This is a genomic window from Pediococcus ethanolidurans, from assembly GCF_001437405.1.
GTDB lineage: Bacteria > Bacillota > Bacilli > Lactobacillales > Lactobacillaceae > Pediococcus > Pediococcus ethanolidurans.
Window position 1 is genome coordinate 1 of record NZ_JQBY01000010.1, and the last position, 21,191, is coordinate 21,191.

Genomic DNA, 21,191 nt, shown 5'->3' on the forward strand with positions numbered 1-21,191 from the left:
AATTAGATACATTTTTGTACTTTCAATCTTTTGAATTTAATTAAAAGTGTCATAAAAGAGGCTAGCGAATGTGTGAATTCGCTAGTCTATTTTTGAACCTAAAAAAATTTAATTTTTGATTTAATTTTTGATTTCAAACCTTAGTTTTTTAGGATAAAAGTTCTTAACAACCCCATTAACAACTTTTCCAAACCCAATCGTTAATTCATGGTTAGTCAAAACATGCCAACCATTTTCTACATCTTTTGTGATTGTAAAAGTATCACCATGAACATACTTTTGCCACTGTTCTTCTGAAATTTGCACTGGTTTTTGAAAATTAACCGGTTTAAATGCCAATGCCAATGGTAAAGCTGGTTCAAAACGATTTTTCTTGAACACGCCTAAATTGATTCCAGGACGAATAACCTGTAATTTGGTTAAATCTGGTAGATTAGCTGGCATCGCATATAAATAATCGCCAAAAACCAAGAGTCGTGAATCCTCAATTGAGTTTGTCAGTAATTTATCTGCCACTTTGTGCCAATCTTGTTTTTGTTGTTTTGTTACATTTGTTTTTTGCAGCTTAGGTTCTTTGCGGTTTGAATCATTGATCTGCTTTTCTAACTGAGCAATAAAATGACCCTCTCCTCGCATTTTATGAGGAAAAATTCGTAAGGTTTTGGCAAGTTCTGAATTATTATCGGCCCATTCTGGCCGGCCATCACTCATCCCAGGATATTTTTTAATTGGTACAATTTTTAAATCGGCATAATTTTTTAATAACCACGCAATATTTTGTTCATCCTCTTCAGGCGCAAAAGTACACGTGGAATAAATTAAACGTCCACCCGGTTTCAGCATTTGCAACGCACTTTGTAAAATCTTTTTTTGTCGATTAGCACAAGACAATGGATATTCAGGTGTCCAGTACTGCATCGCTTCATGATCCTTACGAAACATCCCTTCACCAGAGCAAGGTGCATCCACCACAACTACATCAAAAAAATTAACAAAATGTTTTTCAAGTGTATCTGGTGACTCATTTGTAACAATTGTGTTTTGAAGTCCAAACCGTTCTACATTTTCAGCCAGAATTTCTGCACGTTTTCGATTGATCTCGTTTGAAACTAACAGACCTTGTTGGTTCATATAACTAGCCAAATGTGTTGTTTTCCCACCTGGTGCTGCACAAAGATCTAAAACACGGTCTCCTGGTTTAGGATGTGCCACTTCTCCAACATACATGGCGCTAGGTTCCTGGCTATAAATTAAACCACTTTGATGGTCAATTGTTTTGCCGCTAACTGAACCATAATACCCAAATTGACAGTAAGAAACCGGATCGTCAATCGCATGATTTAATGGCTCAACGTGTGTTTTTAATGGGTTTAGTCGAAAGCCCTTAGTTGGTTGCTCATCGAAAGCATGGAAAAAAGCCGGTGCTTCTTCTCCCAACAGCTTTGAATATTTTTGAATAAATGCCTCTGGTAACTGCATATTTTCACTCATTTCTAAATTTGATAGCATCTGTCTTGAAATTATGTTAATTTAAATGAAGACACATTACTTTTATTATAAAGCTTATTGGAGTGAATGACATGCCACAAAAATTAATTACCATTGATCTTGATGGAACCACATTAAATAGTCAAAATCAGATTTCATCAAAAACTATTGAAGTCATCCAAAAGGCAACTGAGGCTGGCCATCTTGTTAGTATTGTCACTGGACGACCCTATCGAATTTCAGAAGCAATTTATGATCAGTTACAATTAAAAACCCCAATGGTCAATTTTAATGGTGCCCTCACTCACATTCCGCATCAACATTGGCAAGGTGAATACAAACGAACGATTAGTAAAGCAATTGTCCTTGATATGTTAGAAAATCGACAAAAATTACAGCTTAAAATGATTGCAGCTGAAGGTAAGCATACATATCTTGCTAACCACTTGCCGCCATCAGATTTAAACTTTTTTCCAACAACTTTAAGCGACGATCAGTTACTTTCTAAAACTTCACTTGTTCATAATCCTACTTCTATGATTCTTTTTGTCGCACCCCATCAAGAACAAATCGTGCGTAATACCGTTTTACATCATTATGGTCAGCAAGTTGATGTTGGTGTTTGGGGTGGCCCAAATAGCGTTTTGGAAGTTGTTTCAAAAGGCATCCAAAAAGCAAAGGCCGTCGCTTATATTGCTAAGCAGTACCATATTGATCGACAAAACATTGTGGCTTTTGGAGACGAACATAATGATGCAGAAATGCTTGACTATGCCGGTCGTGGTGTCGCAATGCAAAATGCGACACCAATTATCAAAAGTATCGCAAACGATGTCACTGAATTTGATAACGATCACGATGGTTTAGCGAAATATCTCGAAACCTATTTAAAATTGGCTAACTAAAAAAAGAAATCCATTCAAAAGTCTGAGGATCATTGAACTTTTATGAATGGATTTCTTTTTTACTTTCTCAACCTACTTTTGGTCACTTCGCAAAACACCGCCATCACTGTAACGATCTGGTCGCATTTCATTTAACACAATATGAATATGTTCTGCGGGTGCACCAGTATTTTTAGAAATTGCAGCTGTAACATCCTTAACTAACTCACGTAATTGTTCGGTTGAACGACCTTCAATAAGGTCAATATGAACCAATGGCATATTAAATTCCTCCTCAATATTTCCTCCTATTATCGCAAGGATTACCAAAAAATTCAAATCCAACTTATGCTAAAATATAAATTGTATATATATTCATTTTTAAAGGAGAAGCTTTTAATGACAAATCAAACTAATAATTATTCAGCTTGCACGAGTTTTCTGGCCGGTCGTTTGGCTACTGCTGATGGTTCAACTTTAATTGGTCGCAACGAAGATTCACGCGCTGCATGGCCAAAACATTTTGTTGTGCATCCACACCGAGAATTTTCAGAATCCCAAATATTCAAATCTACGGATAATGGTTTTACATTGAATTTACCCAAAGTGGCTGCTAAATATACGGCTACACCTGAGTGGACAGACAAATTCGGTCTCTTTGAAGAGGATGGTATCAACGAATATGGTGTCGCCATGAGTGCCACTGAAAGTGCGTACACCAACAACCGCGCTCTAGGTGCCGATCCTTTAGTAAAAGACGGCATTGGTGAAGAAGCGATGGTAACTGTTACACTGCCCTACATTAAATCGGCTCGCCAAGGTGTTACCTATCTAGGGGCAATTATTGAAAAATACGGAACTTCTGAAAGTAACGGCATATTATTTTCTGATGCAACCGAAGTTTGGTATATGGAAACTGCTGCCGGCCATCAATGGGTAGCCCAACGCATTCCAGATGATGCTTATGCAGTTGTAGCCAACCAACTATCCATCCAGGAAATTGATTTTGAAGATCACGATAATTTTCTTAGCGTGGCCGGTTTACAAGATTTTGTAACTCAAAATCATTTAAATTCTCAACACACGGGTTTTAACTTTCGTGAAATTTTTGGAACCAATGATCTATCGGACGAATTTTACAATACGCCACGTGTTTGGTATGGACAAAAAATACTTAATCCAAGCATTGACCAACAGCCACAAAGTCAGACACTCCCTTTTATTAGAAAAGCAGAAAAACTCATTCAAGTTGATGATGTAGAACAAATCTTAAGCTCTCATTTTGAAGGGACGCCGTTTGATCCGATTGGGATTGGTTCAAAACGCGAACAAACTTTATACCGACCAATTAGTTTAGCGAAAACTCAAGAATCGCATATTTTACAAATTCGACCCAATTTACCTGCTCCACTTGCAGGTATTCATTGGTTAGCAATGGGCGTTGCTGCTCAAAGCCTGTATATTCCGTTTTACGCCGGTATAAAGGACACGCCTGCAACTTATAAGAAAGGTACTGAAACCTATCAGGCGGACTCTGCATATTGGATTTACAAGCAGGCTAGTACATTAGTTGATGCTCACTATTTGGAATTCGGTCCTTTACTGGAAGATGTACAAGATAAAACTAATCAACAACTTATTCAAAATTTGCACATTAGTGACAAAATGGCTTTAACTTTGGGTGATAAAGCTTTGGAGAACTATTTAACTAGTCAAAGTAATCAAAATGCAGCTTTGGGACTGCAGGCAATGCAAAAACTAATTGCCGAATTAATTACTAAAATGACTGACATGTCCCCACTAAATTTCAAACAGGACATGAATTTATAATTAACTATATGAGGAAGTAAATACAATGGGAAAAACAAAAAAGATCTCAGTTACGGGGTTAATACTGATGATCTTCACATCTATTTTTGGGTTTGCAAACACCACGGTCGCTTTTGATCAAATGGGTTATGCAAGCATTATTTGGTATGTTATCGCTGCATTTTTATTCTTTTTACCAAGTGGTTTAATGTTTTCCGAATATGGCTCAACATTTAAGGACGCTAAGGGTGGCATCTACTCCTGGCTAGAACAGTCAATTGGCGAAAAATTAGCCTTTATTGGTACTTTTATTTGGTTATCATCCTGGATTATTTGGATGGTATCAACTTCATCCAAAGTTTGGATTCCCTTTTCAACTATTTTTGCGGGTCATGATGCCACACAAAACTGGCATTTATTTGGACTAAACGCCACCCAAACAGTCGGCTTAATGGGCGTTTTATGGATCCTTGTGGTTACCTACTGCGCCACTCGTGGCATAACCTCAATCGCCAAAGTTTCTTCCATTGGGGGAATTTTTGTTAGTTTACTCAACGTGGTTTTATTTGTAGTTAGTTTAAGTATTTTATTTTTAAACCATGGTCAGCTTGCTGAACCTTTCAACGGATTTAGCAGTATTGTTAATTCACCTAATCCAAGTTTTATGTCTCCTGTTGCTATGCTCTCATTCATCGTTTATGCGGTGTTTGCCTATGGTGGAATGGAATCTATGGGTGGTGTCACCGATAGTTTAAAGAAACCTGAAAAGACTTTTCCTCGTGGCATCATTATTTCAACTATTATGATTGGAATCATGTACGCTTTATCAATTTTTCTTTGGGGTATCTCAACCAACTGGCATCAAACTTTATCAGGGCATAACGTAGATTTAGGTAATATTACCTACGTGATGATGAACAATCTTGGCTTTGTTTTTGGTAATTCACTGTGATTAAACTCAACCACTGCAATAACTTTAGGACACTGGTTTGCTCGTTTTGCAGGTTTGGGAATGTTTATGGCCTACTTAGGTTCTTTTTTCGTGTTAATCTATTCCCCACTGAAGTCGTTTATTCTGGGATCACCCAAGAAGTTATGGCCCGCAAAAATTACAAAACTTAATAAAGCCGGTGTTCCTGCGTTTGCTATGTGGTGTCAAGCTGCCATTGTCGCAATTTTTGTCTTTTTCATTTCATTTGGTGGATCTGATGCGCAAAGCTTTTATACAATTTTGACCGACATGGCTAATATTTCAACCACATTTCCCTACTTATTTTTAATTGGCGCTTTTCCATTTTTCAAACGTCGGCATGATTTAAATCGACCATTTGTTATTTATAAAACGAAATTTAGCGTGTATTCAACCACAATTTTAGTTTTACTAGTTTTGATTTTTGGAATTATTTTTACCGTAATTGAACCTATTTTGGAACATGATTTGATTACTGCTTTTTGGACAATTATTGGTCCAGTATTATTTGGTGCAATTGCATGGATATTTTATGTGGTTCACGAAAAAAACTAAACACTAGCAAAAAAGATGCCTCGATATTTCGAAAATATTAAGGTATCTTTTTTAGTAGTCATTTTCAGTTACTGTGAAAATAATTATACAGATTCTTATGTTGTACAATAAGTTTTTCTATTCTTTGAGGATCGTGAACTTCAACCTTATTTCGTTTAAGAAAAGAAACAAATTGAGGCAGAAATGATGACACTGAGTAGTTAATAGGTAAAATAAAGTTTTCTTTTTTACTTTTCAATAATAAAAACAAAGTGTCAGGATTAATATCCCATGGAGAAAACCGTGGCTTAACATAATACTTAATCTTAACCGAACAAATATCCTTATAATAAATTTTTTCAGATTTACCACCCCGCCACAAGTTCAAATAATCCTTAATATTTTTAAACTCATAATGATGATAACACACAAAATCGTTATCAATAATCCAGTAGTTTTCGCAACAAATAGGGAAAACCCAAATGCCCATCAATAAAATTAATACTAGCAGCCATTTAGGCTGATACCCAAACCCCGTTAATAGTAAAGAGATAAAAATCCAAGCTAATATAAAAATGATTATTTTTTTCCAAGACATTTTTTTACCAACCAAAAACGGTTTCTTAAAAAAAGGACTTCCTTTAATAAGTTCATCAAGTGACAGATTATATAAATCGGTTAAAGTAACCAAATTATCAATTGTTGGAACACTTAATCCCAATTCCCATTTTGAAACTGATTGGGCTGAAACAAATAATTTTTTAGCTAAATTTTCTTGCGTCATTCCCATTTGTTGTCTTTTAATACGTAGAATTTCGTTAAGTTGCATAATTTCATCCCCATTCATCTTGTATTATACTAAGCAAAATGAATTTAGACCATCAACTCATAGTTGAATTCACTTTTTAGTTATCAAATCCGTTTAGCATCATCAACACAACACCACTCACAACAACAGCTAAAATCAGAATTCCAGCAAATAAAAAACTAAACAGAAACCCTAAACCACCACAGATTAATAAAATAAAAAAAATCACCGGATGATGAAAACAAAGCTTTATAAATCCTACAATAAGTTTAAAAAATAACATCACAAATATAATTAGTCCAGCCGCAACGGCAATTTTCGTGTTTGTAGTCGTAGCCATTAACAACAAATTAGTCACTTATAAAACCTCTTATTCTAATTAATTTATTTATATATCTTTTTCAGTGCCGCAAGATCATTAACAGATAATGTTGTTTTGCCTTGATCAACCGGATACATAATTGAATTACGATCTGTACTATGATCTAACCCTAACGCATGCCCTAATTCATGCATAGCAACTGAAAGTCGAACAGACTGAACATAGTGAACATTCAAACTAGCCTTTGCATGGTTGACAGTATAAGCATCCCAACCAGTTTGTTGAATAATATCTGGTCCACCAATTCCTAACTCAATCACACCATCTTGTACTTTTTTTGCTGCGTTATATATTGAAAAGATAATTTGATTTTGTTTTTGTGTGCCTTTTCCAGCAACCAATTTAACAATTTTGGTTTGATTATAAGCCTTAATGGCCAATTCAAACTCGTGTTTCACATTGGCAGGTATTCCACTTGCAAACCGATAATAATAGGTATTAGAAAGTGTCTTACCTTGTACATTGCTTTCTAGTGGTGTTGCCTTTGTCTGATTACACTTTAATTCATTGCTTTGTGACTGACTACTTTTTGTGGATGGCACAGTTTCTTCATACATATCAGCCAAACTTGGAATCTTAAAATTTCTAACAACTTGATTAATTTGCTGTTTTGTTTCTGAAATCGCATTTTTGGTTATCAGTTGAAAATTATTATTGGTCAGTAAAAGAATTCCTAAAACTAGGATAATTAACCAGAATATTCTTCTTGGTTTTAACATTATTTTTCCCTTCTCCTAAGCTTTTAAAAAGCCAATACACAGCTCTTGTAGATCACAGTATAAACTAAATAAAACGATTTTTAAATTTTGGCGATTAATTAGGAAAATGCTTAATCAATTTTTAGAATTTTAAACAAAAAAGTAAGCAAAATCAGATTGATTTTGCTTACTCGAACGCTTAACTTCAAAAAAGTTAAACAAGTTTTAGTTGTTATCTTTACGACGGTCCTCTTTAATACGAGCAGCCTTACCATGTAAAGCACGTAAGTAATAAAGCTTAGAACGACGTACACGTCCATGACGAATAACGTCAATTTTGGCAACTCGTGGTGAATGTAATGGGAAAGTACGTTCAACGCCGACACCATTACTAATCTTACGAACTGTGTAGGTAGCACTGATACCAACACCATGACGTTTGATTACAACACCTTCGAACAACTGAATACGTTCACGAGTACCTTCAACGACACGAGCATGAACACGAACAGTATCTCCAGCACGGAAATCAGGAATATCATCACGTAATTGTGATTCGGTAATTTTGTTAATTAATGGATTCATTTGAAAATCCTTCCTTTCATCAACATTCTTATCCTTGATGAACAGCGGAATATTGTTTTCTTTAGTCTTAACAGACCAGTAAAAGTTTATCATAAAACTTGTCTACTGTAAAGCTGCTCTTTTTCTAGCTAATCGTTCAAATCTGCTTTTATATCATCAAGAAGTTCTAAATCAATTTTCGAAAGTGTCATTTTGTTTAAAAGATCTGGACGTTTTAGCAGAGTTCGTTTCAAAGCCTGTTTTCGACGCCACTGATCGATTAATTGGTGGTTTCCGTTCAATAATACCTCAGGTACCTGCATACCTCTAAAAACGGCTGGACGGGAATATTGCGGATACTCCAATAATCCAGTGGAAAAAGAATCTCCTGGTGCAGATTCTTTATTGCCTAAAACCCCTGGAAGCAGCCGAACTGTTGCATCAATCATCACCATCGCTGCTAGTTCACCACCAGTAAGCACATAATCGCCTAAAGACACTTCATCAGTAGCTAATGTTTTAATGCGTTCATCATAACCCTCATAATGACCACAAATAAAGGTTAAGTGCGACTCATGAGCGAATGTTTCAGCCATTTCTTGATCAAATTGCTTGCCACCCGGATCTAAAATGATGACACGCCCTTTGGGTAATTTGGCATTGTCATTTTGTATTGCCGCCATAGCATCAAAAATTGGCTGCGGTTGAAGAAGCATCCCGGCTCCTCCCCCATATGGATAATCATCCACATTATGATGTTTATTACTAGAAAAGTCACGAAAATTTGTTACTTGAATATCCAGTAATTGATCCTCAATTGCTTTACCAACAATCGATTGGTGCAAGGGTCCACTAAACATATCTGGGAAAAGACTTAAAATATCAATTTTCATGAATCAAGACCTTCTAAAAGTTCAACTGTAATTCGTTGCTTATCCAAGTCAACTTTTTTTACAACTTGACGAATATAGGGTAATAGCAAATCATCTTTTCCCACACGTTTGACTACCCAAACGTCATTTGCTCCGGGCGACAAAATTTCAGAAACAGTTCCCAAACGGTTTCCTTCTTCATCGAATACCTCAAGACCAATAATATCATCATAATAAAATTCGTCATTATCAAGTGATTTGCGATCAGTTTCAGAAATCTTCAAATCAAATTGTTTATATTTTTCCACATCATTAATTGAATCAAGATCGACAAACTGAAGCAAGTAAACCTGTTTTTGTTGTCGCGATTTTTTTATTTTTAATTTTTGCATTGGTGTTTTATCATTCTTAGGAGAAAACAAAAATAATTGGTTGCCAACCTTGAAGCGTTCTTCAGGAAAATCGGTGATTGGCATTACTTTCACTTCTCCTTGAATGCCATGCGTATTAACAATTGTACCTACTTTATAATATTGCATCAACTTACCTCATAATATACTAAAAACTCTTAAACAAAATCAACATTTCGTTTAAGAGTTTTTGGCTTTGCCATCTTCAATCACTAACCGAACTCGTTTGTCTCCATGAAAACGAAAACTATAGACAACATTGCGAATTGCTTGTGCAACACGGCCATGTCGGCCAATTATACGACCGATGTCTTCATCATCAACACTTAAATGAAATTCATAAAAGCGATCTGACTCAGACTGTTTAATCGAAATTCGTTCTGGATGAGAAACTAATGGTTTAACAATTGCTAAGATTAAACTTTCTACTTCTTTCATAATCAAAATTGCCGATTACTTAGCAAGCTTTGATTCGTGATACTTTTTCATAATTCCAGCTTTTGAAAGAATGTTCTTAACGGTATCTGATGGTTGAGCACCATTGCTTAACCAACTTAAGATGTCTTCCTCATTTAATTTTACTACAGCTGGATTAACTAATGGATTGTAAGTACCAACTTGGGCAATAAAACGACCATCACGTGGTGAGCGAGAATCAGCAACTACTACACGGTAGAAAGGACGCTTCTTTGAACCCATTCGTTTCAAACGAATTTTTACAGACATGTCAACACCTCCTGTTTTATTTCACGATAAATAATATACCAGTTATTCAATCAGATGTAAAGGTTTTTTTCTTTACAGGCAAATTTATAATGTCCAAAAGTGATTTATTTACACAAACTATCGTTTCATGGATTACCACCACAACCCAATTTAACGGTCATCTTCAATTTCTGTGTTAACGGTCTGCACATTTTTTATCAAATCAGAATCTTGATTGATTTTTTTAATAATCTGTTTTAAATTGACGGTTGCAATGGCTTCACCTAAATTATCAATTTGATATTTATGGTTTGCAAATGTGCCTGTGTAATAGCTCACATCCCCATCATTCAAAGTGTAAAACAGTCTATCTGTTGAATTTCCACTTGACTTTGTTTTAACTGTATACAAAACATTGTCCTCACCAGGGCTACTGAGACTGTCATTACTAACTTCATCAAAATTATTTACATAAACAATCATTCCTGAGGACACAACAGAAGGCCACACTTCGGTCCACTTATTGGTGGGGTCCGTAATATTTTCACTCCCGAACTCGACAACTGATGCTGCCGTTTCTTCTGGCGTTAAATTGTTGGGATCCAGTTTTTCTATCTCTTCGCTAGAAACTGAACTACTTGAACTTACACTTGAAGCTGACTTTTTGGAAGCCGACTTAGATGAGACTGCCATTTTTTTGGAAACATCAGTCTTTTCTGAATCACCACCAGTTACCTTGTTACCTTCTGTCATAACAAACCAGCCAACTACTCCTATCATCAACAACAAACCGGTCAGAAACGCCACAATAAGCTTACCGCCATGATGACTTCCATTTTTGTCTGTTTGTCGTTTATCCAGTTTTTGCATCTGGTCTGATTCACTATGGTTGTATCGACTTTGTCTGCTTTCTTTTATGCCACCTATTTGACGCAAATCATACCCACAGTTTGGACAGAATTGAACTTTAGTTCTGAGCATATAGCCACAATTTGGGCAGTAATTAGCCTTTTCGTTTTCCATATTACTTCCTCACCCTTAGATATCCTATTCTTCATAAATAGGATATCATGTTTATTCGTTTGAAGAAACACGTGTTTTCTTATAATTAATTAATAAAAGAATAAAAAATATCTGATAATCATTGCATTTCAAACAAAAAAATGGTATTTTAACAATATAAATAAACATGCTCAATTTGACAATGCAAACTGACTAAATCAAGGCCAGTGGTGCATTCAAAGATACGACCCGCACTTGAGAAAGTCAAGTTAGTGGGTCTTTTTTCGTTAAACACTAACCAAAAAATCATTAATTTTTGTATGGGAGTCGCGTAATGTATCAATATTTTATTCAACAAATTATTAATAAATATAACAAGTCCGTAGTTGGCTACGAACTTTTACTTCGGAAAAAAACTGATGCGGATTGGCGTCCAGTACATGATTTTTTGACCGTCCCATCTAACGTGGTTGCTTATGAAATTGTAAAAGTTGCTGAACAGTTATACAGTAAAGTGCCTTTTTTGTCAGTTAATCTTAATCGAACACAATTAATGAATCCTCAAACGGTGGAAGCTATTCTTAAAATTCAGACCATATTGCGTCCCGTTCAAATACAAATTGAATTGACAGAGGATGAAAGTACCATTAACTTTTCTGAAGATGATATCATTAAACAATTAAAAAAATTCATCAAAGAAGGCATGTCCATTTCAATCGATGATGTTGATTGTGGTTGTAACACAGAAGACCACGTTAGGGCATTAATTCCTTACACAAATGAAATAAAGTTTGCCTTACAAAATTTTGGCGAATTCCGTTTATTTACTCGAAATTCAAAAACGCGTGATTTTCTGGCGAGATTTTGCAAAAGCTCATAAAATTCGATTTATTCTCGAAGGAATTGAAAACGAAAAAATTGACCAATTTATTGACCTTTTCAACATTGATATTCGCCAAGGTTACTATTATGAAAAACCGCATCCCATTCAATTGGACGCAAATAAGTGATTTTAAAACTGAAAGCTTCAAAATTACTTCAATAACTGATGTTAAACGACTTGGTTCAAAAACAGTAGCTTAACTGCCGTCCTGCGGCTCACCTGGTCTAAAAGACGCCATTTTTATCTAATTTTGTTATCATAAACACTTTTGTATCAGGAAACAAAATATATTTTTGTAGTTTCAGCCTTTCACTAAACTACCTAAAAAAGCTTATAGAAATAAATACTGACATTATTTCTATAAGCTTTTTTATATTTTGTTGACGACTAAAACTAATTTGTTGTTCCTAACACTGTTTATTCAGTATCTTTTAACACTTTAAACCTTTAGTCATTTATTTAGATACTTGAAAGATCATTAAATTTTCAAAAATTACAATTATTTATTTCGCTTATTTTTCTTCATTCTCTTTTTCTTACGTTTTTTAGATTTTCGGACCATTGAATTCATTGCCATCTTAGAAAGTCGGCCACCAATGCCTTTACCCAACAATCCGTCCATGCCATTAAAGTTGCCTTTGGACATTTGGTTCATCATTTTCTTCATTTGTCCGAATTGCTTGATCATTCGGTTAACTTCAACTACGGGTCGCCCAGAGCCACCTGCAATTCGTCGTCGTCGACTTGGATTCAACAAATTAGGGTCCTCACGCTCCGCAGGTGTCATCGAATAAACAATCGCCTTCATGTGAGCCATATCTTTTGGATCAATATTGACATTCTTTAGAGCAGGATTATTTGCCATTCCTGGAATCATCTTCATGATGTCTTCCATCGAACCCATATTTTGCATTTGATCCATCTGATCGACAAAATCATTGAAGTCAAAAGAATTTTCTCGAATTTTTTGCGTAACTTCTTGCGCTTGTTTTTCGTCATATTCTTTTTGAGTTTTTTCGATCAGGGTTAGCATATCACCCATGCCAAGAATTCGTGATGCCATTCGATCAGGATGAAAAACATCCAAATCAGTCATTTTTTCGCCTTGACCAATAAACTTAATTGGTTTACCCGTCACAGCACGAATAGAAAGTGCGGCACCGCCTCGGGTATCGCCATCAAGTTTAGTTAAAACGACACCCGTAACATCTAACTGATTGTTAAATCCTTCAGCCGTATTAACCGCATTTTGACCTGTCATCGCATCGACAACCAATAAAATTTCATTTGGATTTGCCAATTCTTTGATACGGGATAATTCGTCCATTAATTTTTGATCAATTTGTAAACGACCAGCAGTATCAATAATGACGTAATCATTTTTCTCTTCAGTTGCTTTTTTTAATCCATGACGAACAATTTCAACTGGATCAACGTCCGTTCCCATTTCAAAAACGGGCACATCAATTTGTTGACCAACCTGAACTAACTGATCAATAGCCGCTGGACGATAAACATCTCCAGCAATCATCAAAGGTCGTGCTTTTTGTTCATTCTTAAGTTTTAAAGCCAGCTTTCCGGCCGTAGTCGTTTTACCAGCACCTTGTAATCCAACCATCATAATAATGGTTGGGATTTTTGGCGATTTGTTTAACTCAACCGCCTGATCACCCATAATTTTAACTAATTCATCATTAACAATTTTAACAATTTGTTGAGTTGGATTTAGTCCTTTTAATACATCCGCCCCAATTGCCTTATCACGAACTGTTTTAACGAAGTTCTTGACCACTGTAAAATTAACATCAGCCTCTAACAACGCCAAACGAATTTCACGCATGGCACTTCGTAAATCAGTTTCGGAAATTTTTCCCTTTTTCCTTAATTTATTAAAAGCGTTTTGAAGTCGATCTGTTAAACTTTCAAAAGCCATGGATTAATCCCTACCTTTCATTCTTCTTCAATTGATTCAAGATTACTTACCAACTGAAGAAGCGTTTGATCTTGTGAATAATTATTTTTTACATATTCCATCAAGCGGTCAGTTTGATGATTGCGTGCTAAAAAGTCACCATACGTATGCAACTTTTCTTCATAATCCTCTAAAATTTGAACCGTTCTCTTAATATTATCATACACTGCCTGACGACTTACAGCGTAATTTTCCGCAATTTCACCCAATGAGTAATCATCGGCGTAATAAAGCTGCATATAATTACGTTGTTTTTTTGTCAATAGACTACCATAAAATTCAAACAAAAAATTAATTCGATTATTTTTTTCAACTTCCATTCTTCACACTACTTCCTATTTAGAGGTTTCCAGGAAGCCGCTGAACAACCCATCAACAAAATCTTTAGGTGAAAATGGACTTAAATCATCCACTTGTTCACCAAGCCCAACATACTTGACAGAAAGATGTAACTGATTTCGAATAGCCAAGACAATTCCACCCTTAGCAGTGCCATCTAATTTAGTCAAAATAATTCCCGTGACATCGGTTGTTTCTTTGAAGATTTTTGCTTGACTCATCGCGTTTTGACCAGTAGTTGCATCCAAAACTAACAAAATTTCTTGCGGTGCATGCGGAATTTCACGCGTAATAACACGACGCATTTTATCCAATTCCTTCATCAAATTAACTTTATTTTGTAGTCTTCCAGCGGTATCTACCAAAACTAAATCATAGTTCTCAGCCTTAGCCTTTTTGACCGCATCAAACACAATAGCGGCTGGATCACTTTTTTCAGGACCCGCAACGACCGGGACACCATCACGTTTGCCCCATTCTTGTAACTGTTCAATCGCACCAGCTCTAAAAGTATCACAAGCTGCTAATAAAACTTTTTTGCCTCGTTTTTTAAATCGATTGGCCAATTTTCCAATGCTGGTGGTTTTACCGACACCATTTACCCCAACAAATAGAAATACACTTGGCCCCTCAGTAGCAAAAACCAAATGATTATCTTCAGTAGTTCCATTGCGGGTATATAGAGAAACTAGTTTAGCCACGATAAGATTTGAAATTACCTGTTGATCTGATTCGTGTTTTGCTTCAATCTCTTCACGTACTTCATCACTAATTTGAACGGCCGTTTCAAAACCCACATCAGCCCCAATTAGCGTTTCTTCCAAGTCATCATAAAAATCATCATCAACACCATTAAAATTGGTAAATAATGCTGTTAATTTTTGACCAAACGTTCGGCGTGATTTTTCCAATCCACGATTGTAACGATCAATTTCTTCTGCTTCTTCTGATGTCACATTCTGCGGATTAACTTGCGTTTCAGCCGGTGAAACTTCAGGTTCTTTTTTGGTTTGTTTTTCTTCATTTAATTTTTGTTCTTTTGCTTGTTGTTCAATAGTCTGTTGTTCTTCAAGCTTTTTTTTCTTTCTTCGACCAAAAATACTCATTACGGGTTGGTCTCCTTTCTTGAAACGTCTTCAAGCGACACAGAAGCCATTTTTGAGACGCCAGACTCTTGCATAGTCACCCCATACAAGACATCACATTCTACCATTGTACCCTTTCGATGGGTAATCACAACAAATTGGGTTTGATGGCGAAAATTTCGTAAATAATCTGCAAATCGGGTGACATTGGCGTCATCAAATGCGGCTTCCACTTCATCCAAAATACAAAATGGTACTGGGTTAACTTCCAAAATAGAAAACAGTAGTGTAATGGCTGTTAACGCCCGTTCACCACCAGAAAGTAAGCTAAGACGCTGAAACTTTTTACCAGGTGGTTGCGCCTTAATTTCCATCCCTGTTGTCAATAAATGTTCCGGATCTGTAAGTTCCAATTTAGCTTTCCCACCACCAAACATTTTAACAAACACTTTGGAAAATGATGCAGATATCTTGTCAAAAGTTGTTTTAAATCGTAGGGCCGCCTCAGTATCAATTTCATTGATAGTTTCTAAAAGTTGCTTTTGTGAAGTGGTTAAATCATCTTTTTGACTCGTCAAAAATTGATAGCGTTCACTCACTCGTTGAAATTCATCAATCGCACCTACATTTACTTCGCCGATTTCCGCCAAACCTTTTTTAGTTAATTTAAGTTCACGTTGTAAATCTTCTGAACTTAATTCAACCGTCTGTTTTTTGGCTAATTCCAAACTTAAATGATACTTTTCATTTAAATCGTTTAAAGCATGGTCAATCTGTTCATTTAAACGCGTTTGTTTGATTTTAATTTCTTGTAAATCATCGCTTGCAACGGAACCCAATTCTTGAACACGTTGTAATTCTTGTTCCTTATTTGCGAGTGCTTTTTCTAACTCAACGAGGTCTTTTTTCTGTGTCTTCAATTGTTCTTTTAGTTGATCAATTAAGCCTTGAATTCCCGTTAATTCTGCTTGTTTAGATTTACTTTCATTACCTTGTGACTCCTGATCAGTTTGTAAATCTGTTTGTTGTTGTTCTGCCTGCTTGACAAGTAATTGTGTTTTTTTAATATTTTCTTCCAACGCATTAAATTTGGTTTGTGCCTGTGTTAAAGCCACTCGTGCGTTAGTTAATTGTTCCCTAAATTGTGCCAGTGCCTGCTGACTTTCATTCTGGGTTAAGTGTAGTTGGGTAAGCTTTTGCTTATTTTTATCAGTGTCTGTAGAAATTTTTTCTAACTCAACATTGAGCTGCTGTTCTTGTGCATCAAGCTCAGTCGATCGCGACGTAAAATCACTTTGAAGATCACCATTTTGTTGAGCCTCATAATCAACCGCCGCAATTCTACGATTCAATTCGGTAATTTGATTTTTAGTAATCTCTAATTTAGATTTGGCATCCTTAAAGTGATCACTAGCATCATTAAATTGTTGGCGCAGTTCTGTACCTTTAGCTTCAACGGCTTGCATTCGTTGTTTTAAATCCTGTACTAAACTTTCACGACCATCTAGTTGCGTTTTCATTTTTTTAACTTGATCAGCTAAATTTTGTCGCGTTTGTTTTTGCGTCAATAAGCCATCGGACTGGCGGCGATTCACACCTCCTGTCATTGATCCAGAAGGATTGATAATTTCACCATCAAGCGTAACGATTTTTAAACGAGTGGAAAGTTGTTTGGAAATTTCAGTTGCTTGTTTCAAATCAGTTGCAATTAAAATATTACCTAACAAAAATTGTTTTACTAATTTTAAATCATCAGATGTGTGCACTAAATCCGCTGCAATTCCTTCCACACCAGTTAAGTGCTGCACTTCTTGTTTAACATGATCTGATACTTGTTTGCCACGAATTCTTGAAAGCGGCAACAGCGTCACTCGCCCAGCACGTTTTTTTGTCAAATACTGTATAATTTGCCGCGCGTCTTGATCATTACCTGTAACTAATTGTTGTAACTGACCGCCTAATACCATTTCAATGGCCTTAGTGTATTTTTCTGGAACGTCAATTAGTTCTGAAACAACACCCACTAGGCCTTGAAAATTCGTCCGATTTTTCAAAACATTTTGGACCCCTTGATAATAACCACGGAGTTCAACGTCAGTACTAGTTAATGTTTCTAGGCGTGTTTTTGCTTGTTGATACACCCGTAAGGCATCTAGCCAGCTATCTTGGCTTTGTTTTTGTTGTTCAGACAATTTCTGATAAGAATTTAAAGTTTCTTTAAGTTGATCTTCAGCTGTTTTAACAACCCTTTTTAGCCCTGTTACGTGCTGTTGCTGCTGTTGTTGGCCAGTTGTTAATTCGTTTAATTGATTTTTTAGTTTTTGAAGATCCGCATTGACATGCAGCTGTTGTTGGCTGTCCTGCTCATAGCTTTTTTTTAAATTAGTTTGATCATTATGAATTTGTGCCAACTGCTGCATTTTTTCAATATAGCTTGTTTGCAAATGGTCAATATTTGTTTGAATTTCAGTTTGTTTTTTTTGGATTTCTTCTTCAGATAATTCGGCTAACTTCGCCTGAGTTCTTTCAACTGCCTTCTTATCTGTCGCAATCTCTTGATTTAATGCTAATTTTTGAGTTTGATAATCACTTAGTTTTTGGGAATTTTCTTTAATCGTTTCCGCCAACTTCGCCAATTGCTGTTGCTGATATTTATTCTTTTCTGAAGTGACATTTTGTTGTCCCGCTAAATTTTCAAACTTTTTGGTTGCTTCTAACAAATTAGACTGTAACTGATCTTTTTGAGCTTCTAGAGTCTGTCTTTTTGCTTTTAATTGATCTACCGCACCCGAAAAAGTTTCAGTTTGTGTGCGATATCTGGTCACTAATTGAGTTGCATTCGTTAATTTTTCAGCAACTTGTTGATTTTCATCTTGAAGATTTTCAATCAAAGTTACCAATCGTGTTTTATCCAATTTATCAAACTGTTTTTTTTGGTCCAAATAGTCCTGAGCAAGACTACTTTGTTCTTCCAGTGGTTCCAATTGAGATTGAAGTTCCACGATTAAATCATTGACACGAGCAAGATAATCATTTGTTTTATTCAGTTCAAGCTCGGCTTTTTGCTTATCCTGCTTGTAACTTAAAACTCCAGCCACTTCTTCAATAATGACGCGTCGATCTTCTGGTTTACTATTGAAAATAGCTTCGACTCGCCCCTGTGAAATTACTGAAAACGAATCTCTTCCTAAACCTGTGTCAATAAATAAATCCAAAACATCTTTCAATCGGCAATCAGTTTGATTAATCAAATACTGACTATCACCATTACGAAATAATTTTCGTGTGACGCTTACTTCGTTAAATTCCGTTTTTAAAAAATGATCGGAGTTATCAAATGTAATTGTCACGGCCGCCCGATTAAGTGGCTGCCTACTTTGCGAACCTGCAAAAATCACGTCTGGCATTTTACCACCACGTAAACTTTTAGCAGATTGTTCACCCATTACCCAACGAACAGCCTCGATAATATTACTTTTACCACTACCATTCGGTCCGACAATTCCAGTAATACCATCTTCAAAATTAATTGTTGTTTTATCGGCAAAGGACTTAAAACCGCTTATTTGTAAAGACTTAAGTCTCATTAAACATCAAACTCCTAATTTATGCATTTTTCACGCGCAATTTTTGTAAAGCATTCTTGGCAGCATCTTGCTCAGCTAGTTTTTTGGATTTTCCAACACCGGATCCCAATTGACGATCATCTGCAAAAACAGCAACTTTGAAATCAAGATCATTATCAGGACCAGCCTCATTCAATAGATCATAGTGAATCAACACATCTCCGTTACGTTGCAAAATTTCCTGCAAATTGGTTTTGTGGTCAATCACATGATCGAATGCTCCTGTGTCTAACTTAGGAAAAATCACCTGCTGGACAAATTTCTCAACAGTTTGCCGACCTTGATCTAAATAAACTGCCCCAACAAAAGATTCAAAAATATCACAAAGAAGTGAATCACGATTTCGTGCACCAGCTTTTTCTTCACCTTTACCGAGAAGAATATACTGATCCAAATGACATTCACGGGCAAACTGACTGAAACTTGCCTCACAAACCATAGCTGCTCGTAAGCGAGTCAACTTTCCTTGTGGCATTTCTGGATAACGTTTAAAAATATATTCCGATACAATCAATTGCAGAACAGCATCCCCTAAAAATTCAATTCGTTCATAAAATTTTAAGCCTTGATTGGGATGTTCATTCACATAAGATGCTTGGGTTAACGCTTCGTTCAATAAATCCTCGTTATGAAACACAATTTGAAAATCTTTTTTTAACGCTTCATCAACAGATTTTTTCAAAAACTTTCATCCTTTCTTAAATACTCACCTTAACATTATATCTTTTTTTCTTAAAACTGCCCACTCTCTAACAGCTTTCAGATACAAATTGAGACCGGAACAAACTATTCCAGTCTCAAAAATTGATCATTTATTTTACTTTTTTTGATTAGCAGTAATGAAATCAACGGCTTCACCAACTGTGGAAAGCTTTTCAGCATCCTCATCGGAAATCTCAGCACCAAAAGTATCTTCTAGTTCAAGCACAAATTCAACGATATCAATTGAATCTGCATTCAAATCAGTTTTAAAATTCAGCTCATTTGTTACTTTCGCCTTATCGACATCAAAATGATCCACAATAATATCGGAAATTTTATTAAATACTTCTTCTTTAGTCATGTGATACTCCTTACATCATTTAATTACATCAGATAAGTTTAATGTTTTTCTTTGAACTTGTCCACCAAAATTATCGTTTTTTTAATTTTTATCAGTTGGTCGTGTTGCAAAATAATCAGCTAAGTTCTTGGTTAAGTTTGAATTAACCATTGAACGAAGTTGTCGTAAGGCGTGATATACTTGTATCTCATTACTTGATCCATGGGCTTTAACTACTGGTGCTTTTACACCCAGCAAAACAGCACCACCATGCTTTGAATAATCCATTTTGTTCTGAACAATTTTAAACGCTGGCTTCAGTAATAAACCACCAAGTTTACCTTGAATACCAGAATCTAAAATTGTGTGTTTCAGTAATTTCAGCATGGACAAAGCCGTTCCTTCGGTATTTTTAAGAACCGCATTTCCAGTAAAGCCATCAGTAACCACAACGTCCGCTTTTCCATTTAAGAGTTCTCGAGATTCAATGTTGCCTACAAAGTTTAGATTTGGATCATCCTTGAGAGTTTGATAGGTCTCTTTATGCAGCGGATCACCTTTGTCCTCTTCGGCACCATTATTTAATAAGGCAATTCTTGGGTTAGTAACTCCCATCACATTTGTACTGTAGAAATTTCCCAATACCGCAAACTGCTGTAAGTTTTTTACTTTACTTTCAGCATTTGCACCTACATCCAACATGGTAAATGAATCGTGCGCACCTTCTAATGCTGGTAATGTCGTGGTCATTCCGGGACGATCAACACCTTTAATTCTGCCAATAATAAATAAACTTGCTGCTAACAACGCCCCTGTATTACCGGCCGAAAAAAGCGCATCAGCTTTCCCCTCTTTGACACTCTGGGCAGCCAATACCAGTGAAGAAGTTTTCTTTTGGCGAACGGCACGAACAGGTTCATCACCCATTGCAATTTCTGAATCTGTATGAACAATTGTAATTCTTGTTGCATTTTTTAGATATTTTTTAATTTTATCTTCTTTGCCAAATAAGATAAAGTGCACATCTGAGTATTCATCCCGAGCTAATTCAACCCCCTGAACAATTTTCTCAGGTGCGTAGTCGCCACCCATTGCGTCAATTGCTAACTTCATTTTTA

Annotated in this window: 21 protein-coding genes and 1 pseudogene; 4 read left to right on the plus strand and 18 right to left on the minus strand. The window is 35.9% G+C overall.

Annotation, left to right across the window (positions count from 1 at the left end; translation table 11 throughout):
• Positions 1–120: 120 nt before the first annotated feature.
• Positions 121–1,479, minus strand: a complete 1,359-nt coding sequence (locus IV87_RS05325) for an RsmF rRNA methyltransferase first C-terminal domain-containing protein (protein WP_057806178.1) — start codon at positions 1,477–1,479, stop codon at positions 121–123.
• 101 nt (positions 1,480–1,580) lie between these two features.
• On the opposite strand from IV87_RS05325, the gene IV87_RS05330 reads away from it, so the two are divergent.
• A complete protein-coding gene (locus tag IV87_RS05330; RefSeq protein WP_057806179.1) occupies positions 1,581–2,393 on the plus strand; it encodes a Cof-type HAD-IIB family hydrolase in 813 nt (270 codons plus the stop codon).
• Between the two features lie 72 nt (positions 2,394–2,465).
• On the opposite strand, the gene IV87_RS05335 is transcribed toward IV87_RS05330, so the two are convergent.
• The gene (locus IV87_RS05335) at positions 2,466–2,672 is read right to left on the minus strand and encodes a 2-hydroxymuconate tautomerase (protein ID WP_258390188.1); all 207 of its coding nucleotides are present in this window, start codon (positions 2,670–2,672) and stop codon (positions 2,466–2,468) included.
• Positions 2,673–2,771: 99 nt separating this feature from the next.
• On the opposite strand from IV87_RS05335, the gene IV87_RS05340 reads away from it, so the two are divergent.
• Both IV87_RS05340 and yjeM read left to right on the plus strand, forming a co-directional pair.
• Positions 2,772–4,202, plus strand: a complete 1,431-nt coding sequence (locus IV87_RS05340) for a C69 family dipeptidase (protein WP_057806181.1) — start codon at positions 2,772–2,774, stop codon at positions 4,200–4,202.
• 25 nt (positions 4,203–4,227) lie between these two features.
• Positions 4,228–5,706 (plus strand): annotated as a pseudogene (gene yjeM, locus IV87_RS05345) (glutamate/gamma-aminobutyrate family transporter YjeM).
• 64 nt (positions 5,707–5,770) lie between these two features.
• On the opposite strand, the gene IV87_RS05350 reads toward yjeM, so the two are convergent.
• From IV87_RS05350 to IV87_RS05390, 9 genes are all read right to left on the minus strand, one after another.
• A complete protein-coding gene (locus IV87_RS05350; protein WP_057806182.1) occupies positions 5,771–6,514 on the minus strand; it encodes a helix-turn-helix domain-containing protein in 744 nt (247 codons plus the stop codon).
• A gap of 76 nt (positions 6,515–6,590) precedes the next feature.
• Positions 6,591–6,851, minus strand: coding sequence for a hypothetical protein (locus IV87_RS05355; RefSeq protein WP_236698974.1), 261 nt, complete (start codon positions 6,849–6,851; stop codon positions 6,591–6,593).
• Between the two features lie 26 nt (positions 6,852–6,877).
• The gene (locus IV87_RS05360; RefSeq protein WP_143053141.1) at positions 6,878–7,594 is read right to left on the minus strand and encodes a M57 family metalloprotease; all 717 of its coding nucleotides are present in this window, start codon (positions 7,592–7,594) and stop codon (positions 6,878–6,880) included.
• 204 nt (positions 7,595–7,798) lie between these two features.
• A complete protein-coding gene (gene rplS, locus IV87_RS05365) occupies positions 7,799–8,158 on the minus strand; it encodes a 50S ribosomal protein L19 (RefSeq protein ID WP_057806183.1) in 360 nt (119 codons plus the stop codon).
• Positions 8,159–8,286: 128 nt separating this feature from the next.
• Entirely contained in the window at positions 8,287–9,030 is a 744-nt protein-coding gene (trmD, locus tag IV87_RS05370; RefSeq protein WP_057806184.1) for a tRNA (guanosine(37)-N1)-methyltransferase TrmD, read from the minus strand.
• Positions 9,027–9,548 carry a ribosome maturation factor RimM gene (gene rimM / locus IV87_RS05375; protein WP_057806189.1) on the minus strand — a complete coding sequence of 174 codons (522 nt, stop codon included), beginning with the start codon at positions 9,546–9,548 and terminating at the stop codon, positions 9,027–9,029. The genes trmD and rimM overlap by 4 nt, the downstream gene beginning before the upstream one ends.
• Before the next feature lie 51 nt (positions 9,549–9,599).
• Positions 9,600–9,857 carry a KH domain-containing protein gene (locus IV87_RS05380; RefSeq protein WP_057806191.1) on the minus strand — a complete coding sequence of 86 codons (258 nt, stop codon included), beginning with the start codon at positions 9,855–9,857 and terminating at the stop codon, positions 9,600–9,602.
• Positions 9,858–9,872: 15 nt separating this feature from the next.
• Positions 9,873–10,145, minus strand: a complete 273-nt coding sequence (gene rpsP, locus IV87_RS05385; protein ID WP_046870580.1) for a 30S ribosomal protein S16 — start codon at positions 10,143–10,145, stop codon at positions 9,873–9,875.
• 150 nt (positions 10,146–10,295) lie between these two features.
• On the minus strand, positions 10,296–11,147 hold the full coding sequence (locus IV87_RS05390; protein ID WP_057806194.1) for a zinc ribbon domain-containing protein: 852 nt from the start codon (positions 11,145–11,147) through the stop codon (positions 10,296–10,298).
• A 313-nt stretch (positions 11,148–11,460) separates the two neighbouring features.
• Here IV87_RS05390 and IV87_RS05395 point away from each other — a divergent pair, with 313 nt between their 5' ends.
• Positions 11,461–12,006: an EAL domain-containing protein gene (locus tag IV87_RS05395; protein WP_057806196.1), complete on the plus strand. Its 546-nt coding sequence runs from the start codon at positions 11,461–11,463 to the stop codon at positions 12,004–12,006.
• A 502-nt stretch (positions 12,007–12,508) separates the two neighbouring features.
• Here the strand turns inward: IV87_RS05395 and ffh are convergent.
• From ffh to plsX, 7 genes are all read right to left on the minus strand, one after another.
• Positions 12,509–13,942: a signal recognition particle protein gene (gene ffh, locus IV87_RS05400; protein ID WP_057806198.1), complete on the minus strand. Its 1,434-nt coding sequence runs from the start codon at positions 13,940–13,942 to the stop codon at positions 12,509–12,511.
• Between the two features lie 17 nt (positions 13,943–13,959).
• Positions 13,960–14,301 (minus strand): putative DNA-binding protein, encoded by a 342-nt coding sequence (locus IV87_RS05405; protein WP_057806199.1) that lies wholly within the window; start codon positions 14,299–14,301, stop codon positions 13,960–13,962.
• Positions 14,302–14,316: 15 nt separating this feature from the next.
• Complete coding sequence (ftsY, locus tag IV87_RS05410) at positions 14,317–15,426, minus strand: signal recognition particle-docking protein FtsY (protein ID WP_074693831.1); 1,110 nt, start codon at positions 15,424–15,426, stop codon at positions 14,317–14,319.
• Positions 15,426–18,992 carry a chromosome segregation protein SMC gene (gene smc / locus IV87_RS05415; protein ID WP_057806201.1) on the minus strand — a complete coding sequence of 1,189 codons (3,567 nt, stop codon included), beginning with the start codon at positions 18,990–18,992 and terminating at the stop codon, positions 15,426–15,428. Before smc ends, ftsY begins: the two co-directional genes overlap by 1 nt.
• A 19-nt stretch (positions 18,993–19,011) precedes the next feature.
• Positions 19,012–19,713 carry a ribonuclease III gene (rnc, locus tag IV87_RS05420; RefSeq protein WP_057806203.1) on the minus strand — a complete coding sequence of 234 codons (702 nt, stop codon included), beginning with the start codon at positions 19,711–19,713 and terminating at the stop codon, positions 19,012–19,014.
• 135 nt (positions 19,714–19,848) lie between these two features.
• Positions 19,849–20,094: an acyl carrier protein gene (gene acpP / locus IV87_RS05425; protein ID WP_057806205.1), complete on the minus strand. Its 246-nt coding sequence runs from the start codon at positions 20,092–20,094 to the stop codon at positions 19,849–19,851.
• A gap of 81 nt (positions 20,095–20,175) precedes the next feature.
• Positions 20,176–21,186: a phosphate acyltransferase PlsX gene (gene plsX, locus IV87_RS05430; RefSeq protein ID WP_057806207.1), complete on the minus strand. Its 1,011-nt coding sequence runs from the start codon at positions 21,184–21,186 to the stop codon at positions 20,176–20,178.
• Between the last annotated feature and the right edge of the window lie 5 nt (positions 21,187–21,191).

Bases quoted from the DNA above. Each gene is read 5' to 3' on its own strand.
- IV87_RS05390 (WP_057806194.1), bottom strand. From the start codon at position 11,147: ATGGAAAACGAAAAGGCTAATTACTGCCCAAATTGTGGCTATATGCTC.
- IV87_RS05395 (WP_057806196.1), top strand. From the start codon at position 11,461: ATGTATCAATATTTTATTCAACAAATTATTAATAAATATAACAAGTCC.
- rplS (WP_057806183.1), bottom strand. From the start codon at position 8,158: ATGAATCCATTAATTAACAAAATTACCGAATCACAATTACGTGATGAT.
- IV87_RS05330 (WP_057806179.1), top strand. From the start codon at position 1,581: ATGCCACAAAAATTAATTACCATTGATCTTGATGGAACCACATTAAAT.
- ffh (WP_057806198.1), bottom strand. From the start codon at position 13,942: ATGGCTTTTGAAAGTTTAACAGATCGACTTCAAAACGCTTTTAATAAA.
- rimM (WP_057806189.1), bottom strand. From the start codon at position 9,548: ATGCAATATTATAAAGTAGGTACAATTGTTAATACGCATGGCATTCAA.
- acpP (WP_057806205.1), bottom strand. From the start codon at position 20,094: ATGACTAAAGAAGAAGTATTTAATAAAATTTCCGATATTATTGTGGAT.
- IV87_RS05340 (WP_057806181.1), top strand. From the start codon at position 2,772: ATGACAAATCAAACTAATAATTATTCAGCTTGCACGAGTTTTCTGGCC.
- IV87_RS05360 (WP_143053141.1), bottom strand. From the start codon at position 7,594: ATGTTAAAACCAAGAAGAATATTCTGGTTAATTATCCTAGTTTTAGGA.
- IV87_RS05325 (WP_057806178.1), bottom strand. From the start codon at position 1,479: ATGCAGTTACCAGAGGCATTTATTCAAAAATATTCAAAGCTGTTGGGA.
- IV87_RS05350 (WP_057806182.1), bottom strand. From the start codon at position 6,514: ATGCAACTTAACGAAATTCTACGTATTAAAAGACAACAAATGGGAATG.
- smc (WP_057806201.1), bottom strand. From the start codon at position 18,992: ATGAGACTTAAGTCTTTACAAATAAGCGGTTTTAAGTCCTTTGCCGAT.
- trmD (WP_057806184.1), bottom strand. From the start codon at position 9,030: ATGAAAATTGATATTTTAAGTCTTTTCCCAGATATGTTTAGTGGACCC.
- ftsY (WP_074693831.1), bottom strand. From the start codon at position 15,426: ATGAGTATTTTTGGTCGAAGAAAGAAAAAAAAGCTTGAAGAACAACAG.
- IV87_RS05380 (WP_057806191.1), bottom strand. From the start codon at position 9,857: ATGAAAGAAGTAGAAAGTTTAATCTTAGCAATTGTTAAACCATTAGTT.
- plsX (WP_057806207.1), bottom strand. From the start codon at position 21,186: ATGAAGTTAGCAATTGACGCAATGGGTGGCGACTACGCACCTGAGAAA.
- rpsP (WP_046870580.1), bottom strand. From the start codon at position 10,145: ATGTCTGTAAAAATTCGTTTGAAACGAATGGGTTCAAAGAAGCGTCCT.
- IV87_RS05405 (WP_057806199.1), bottom strand. From the start codon at position 14,301: ATGGAAGTTGAAAAAAATAATCGAATTAATTTTTTGTTTGAATTTTAT.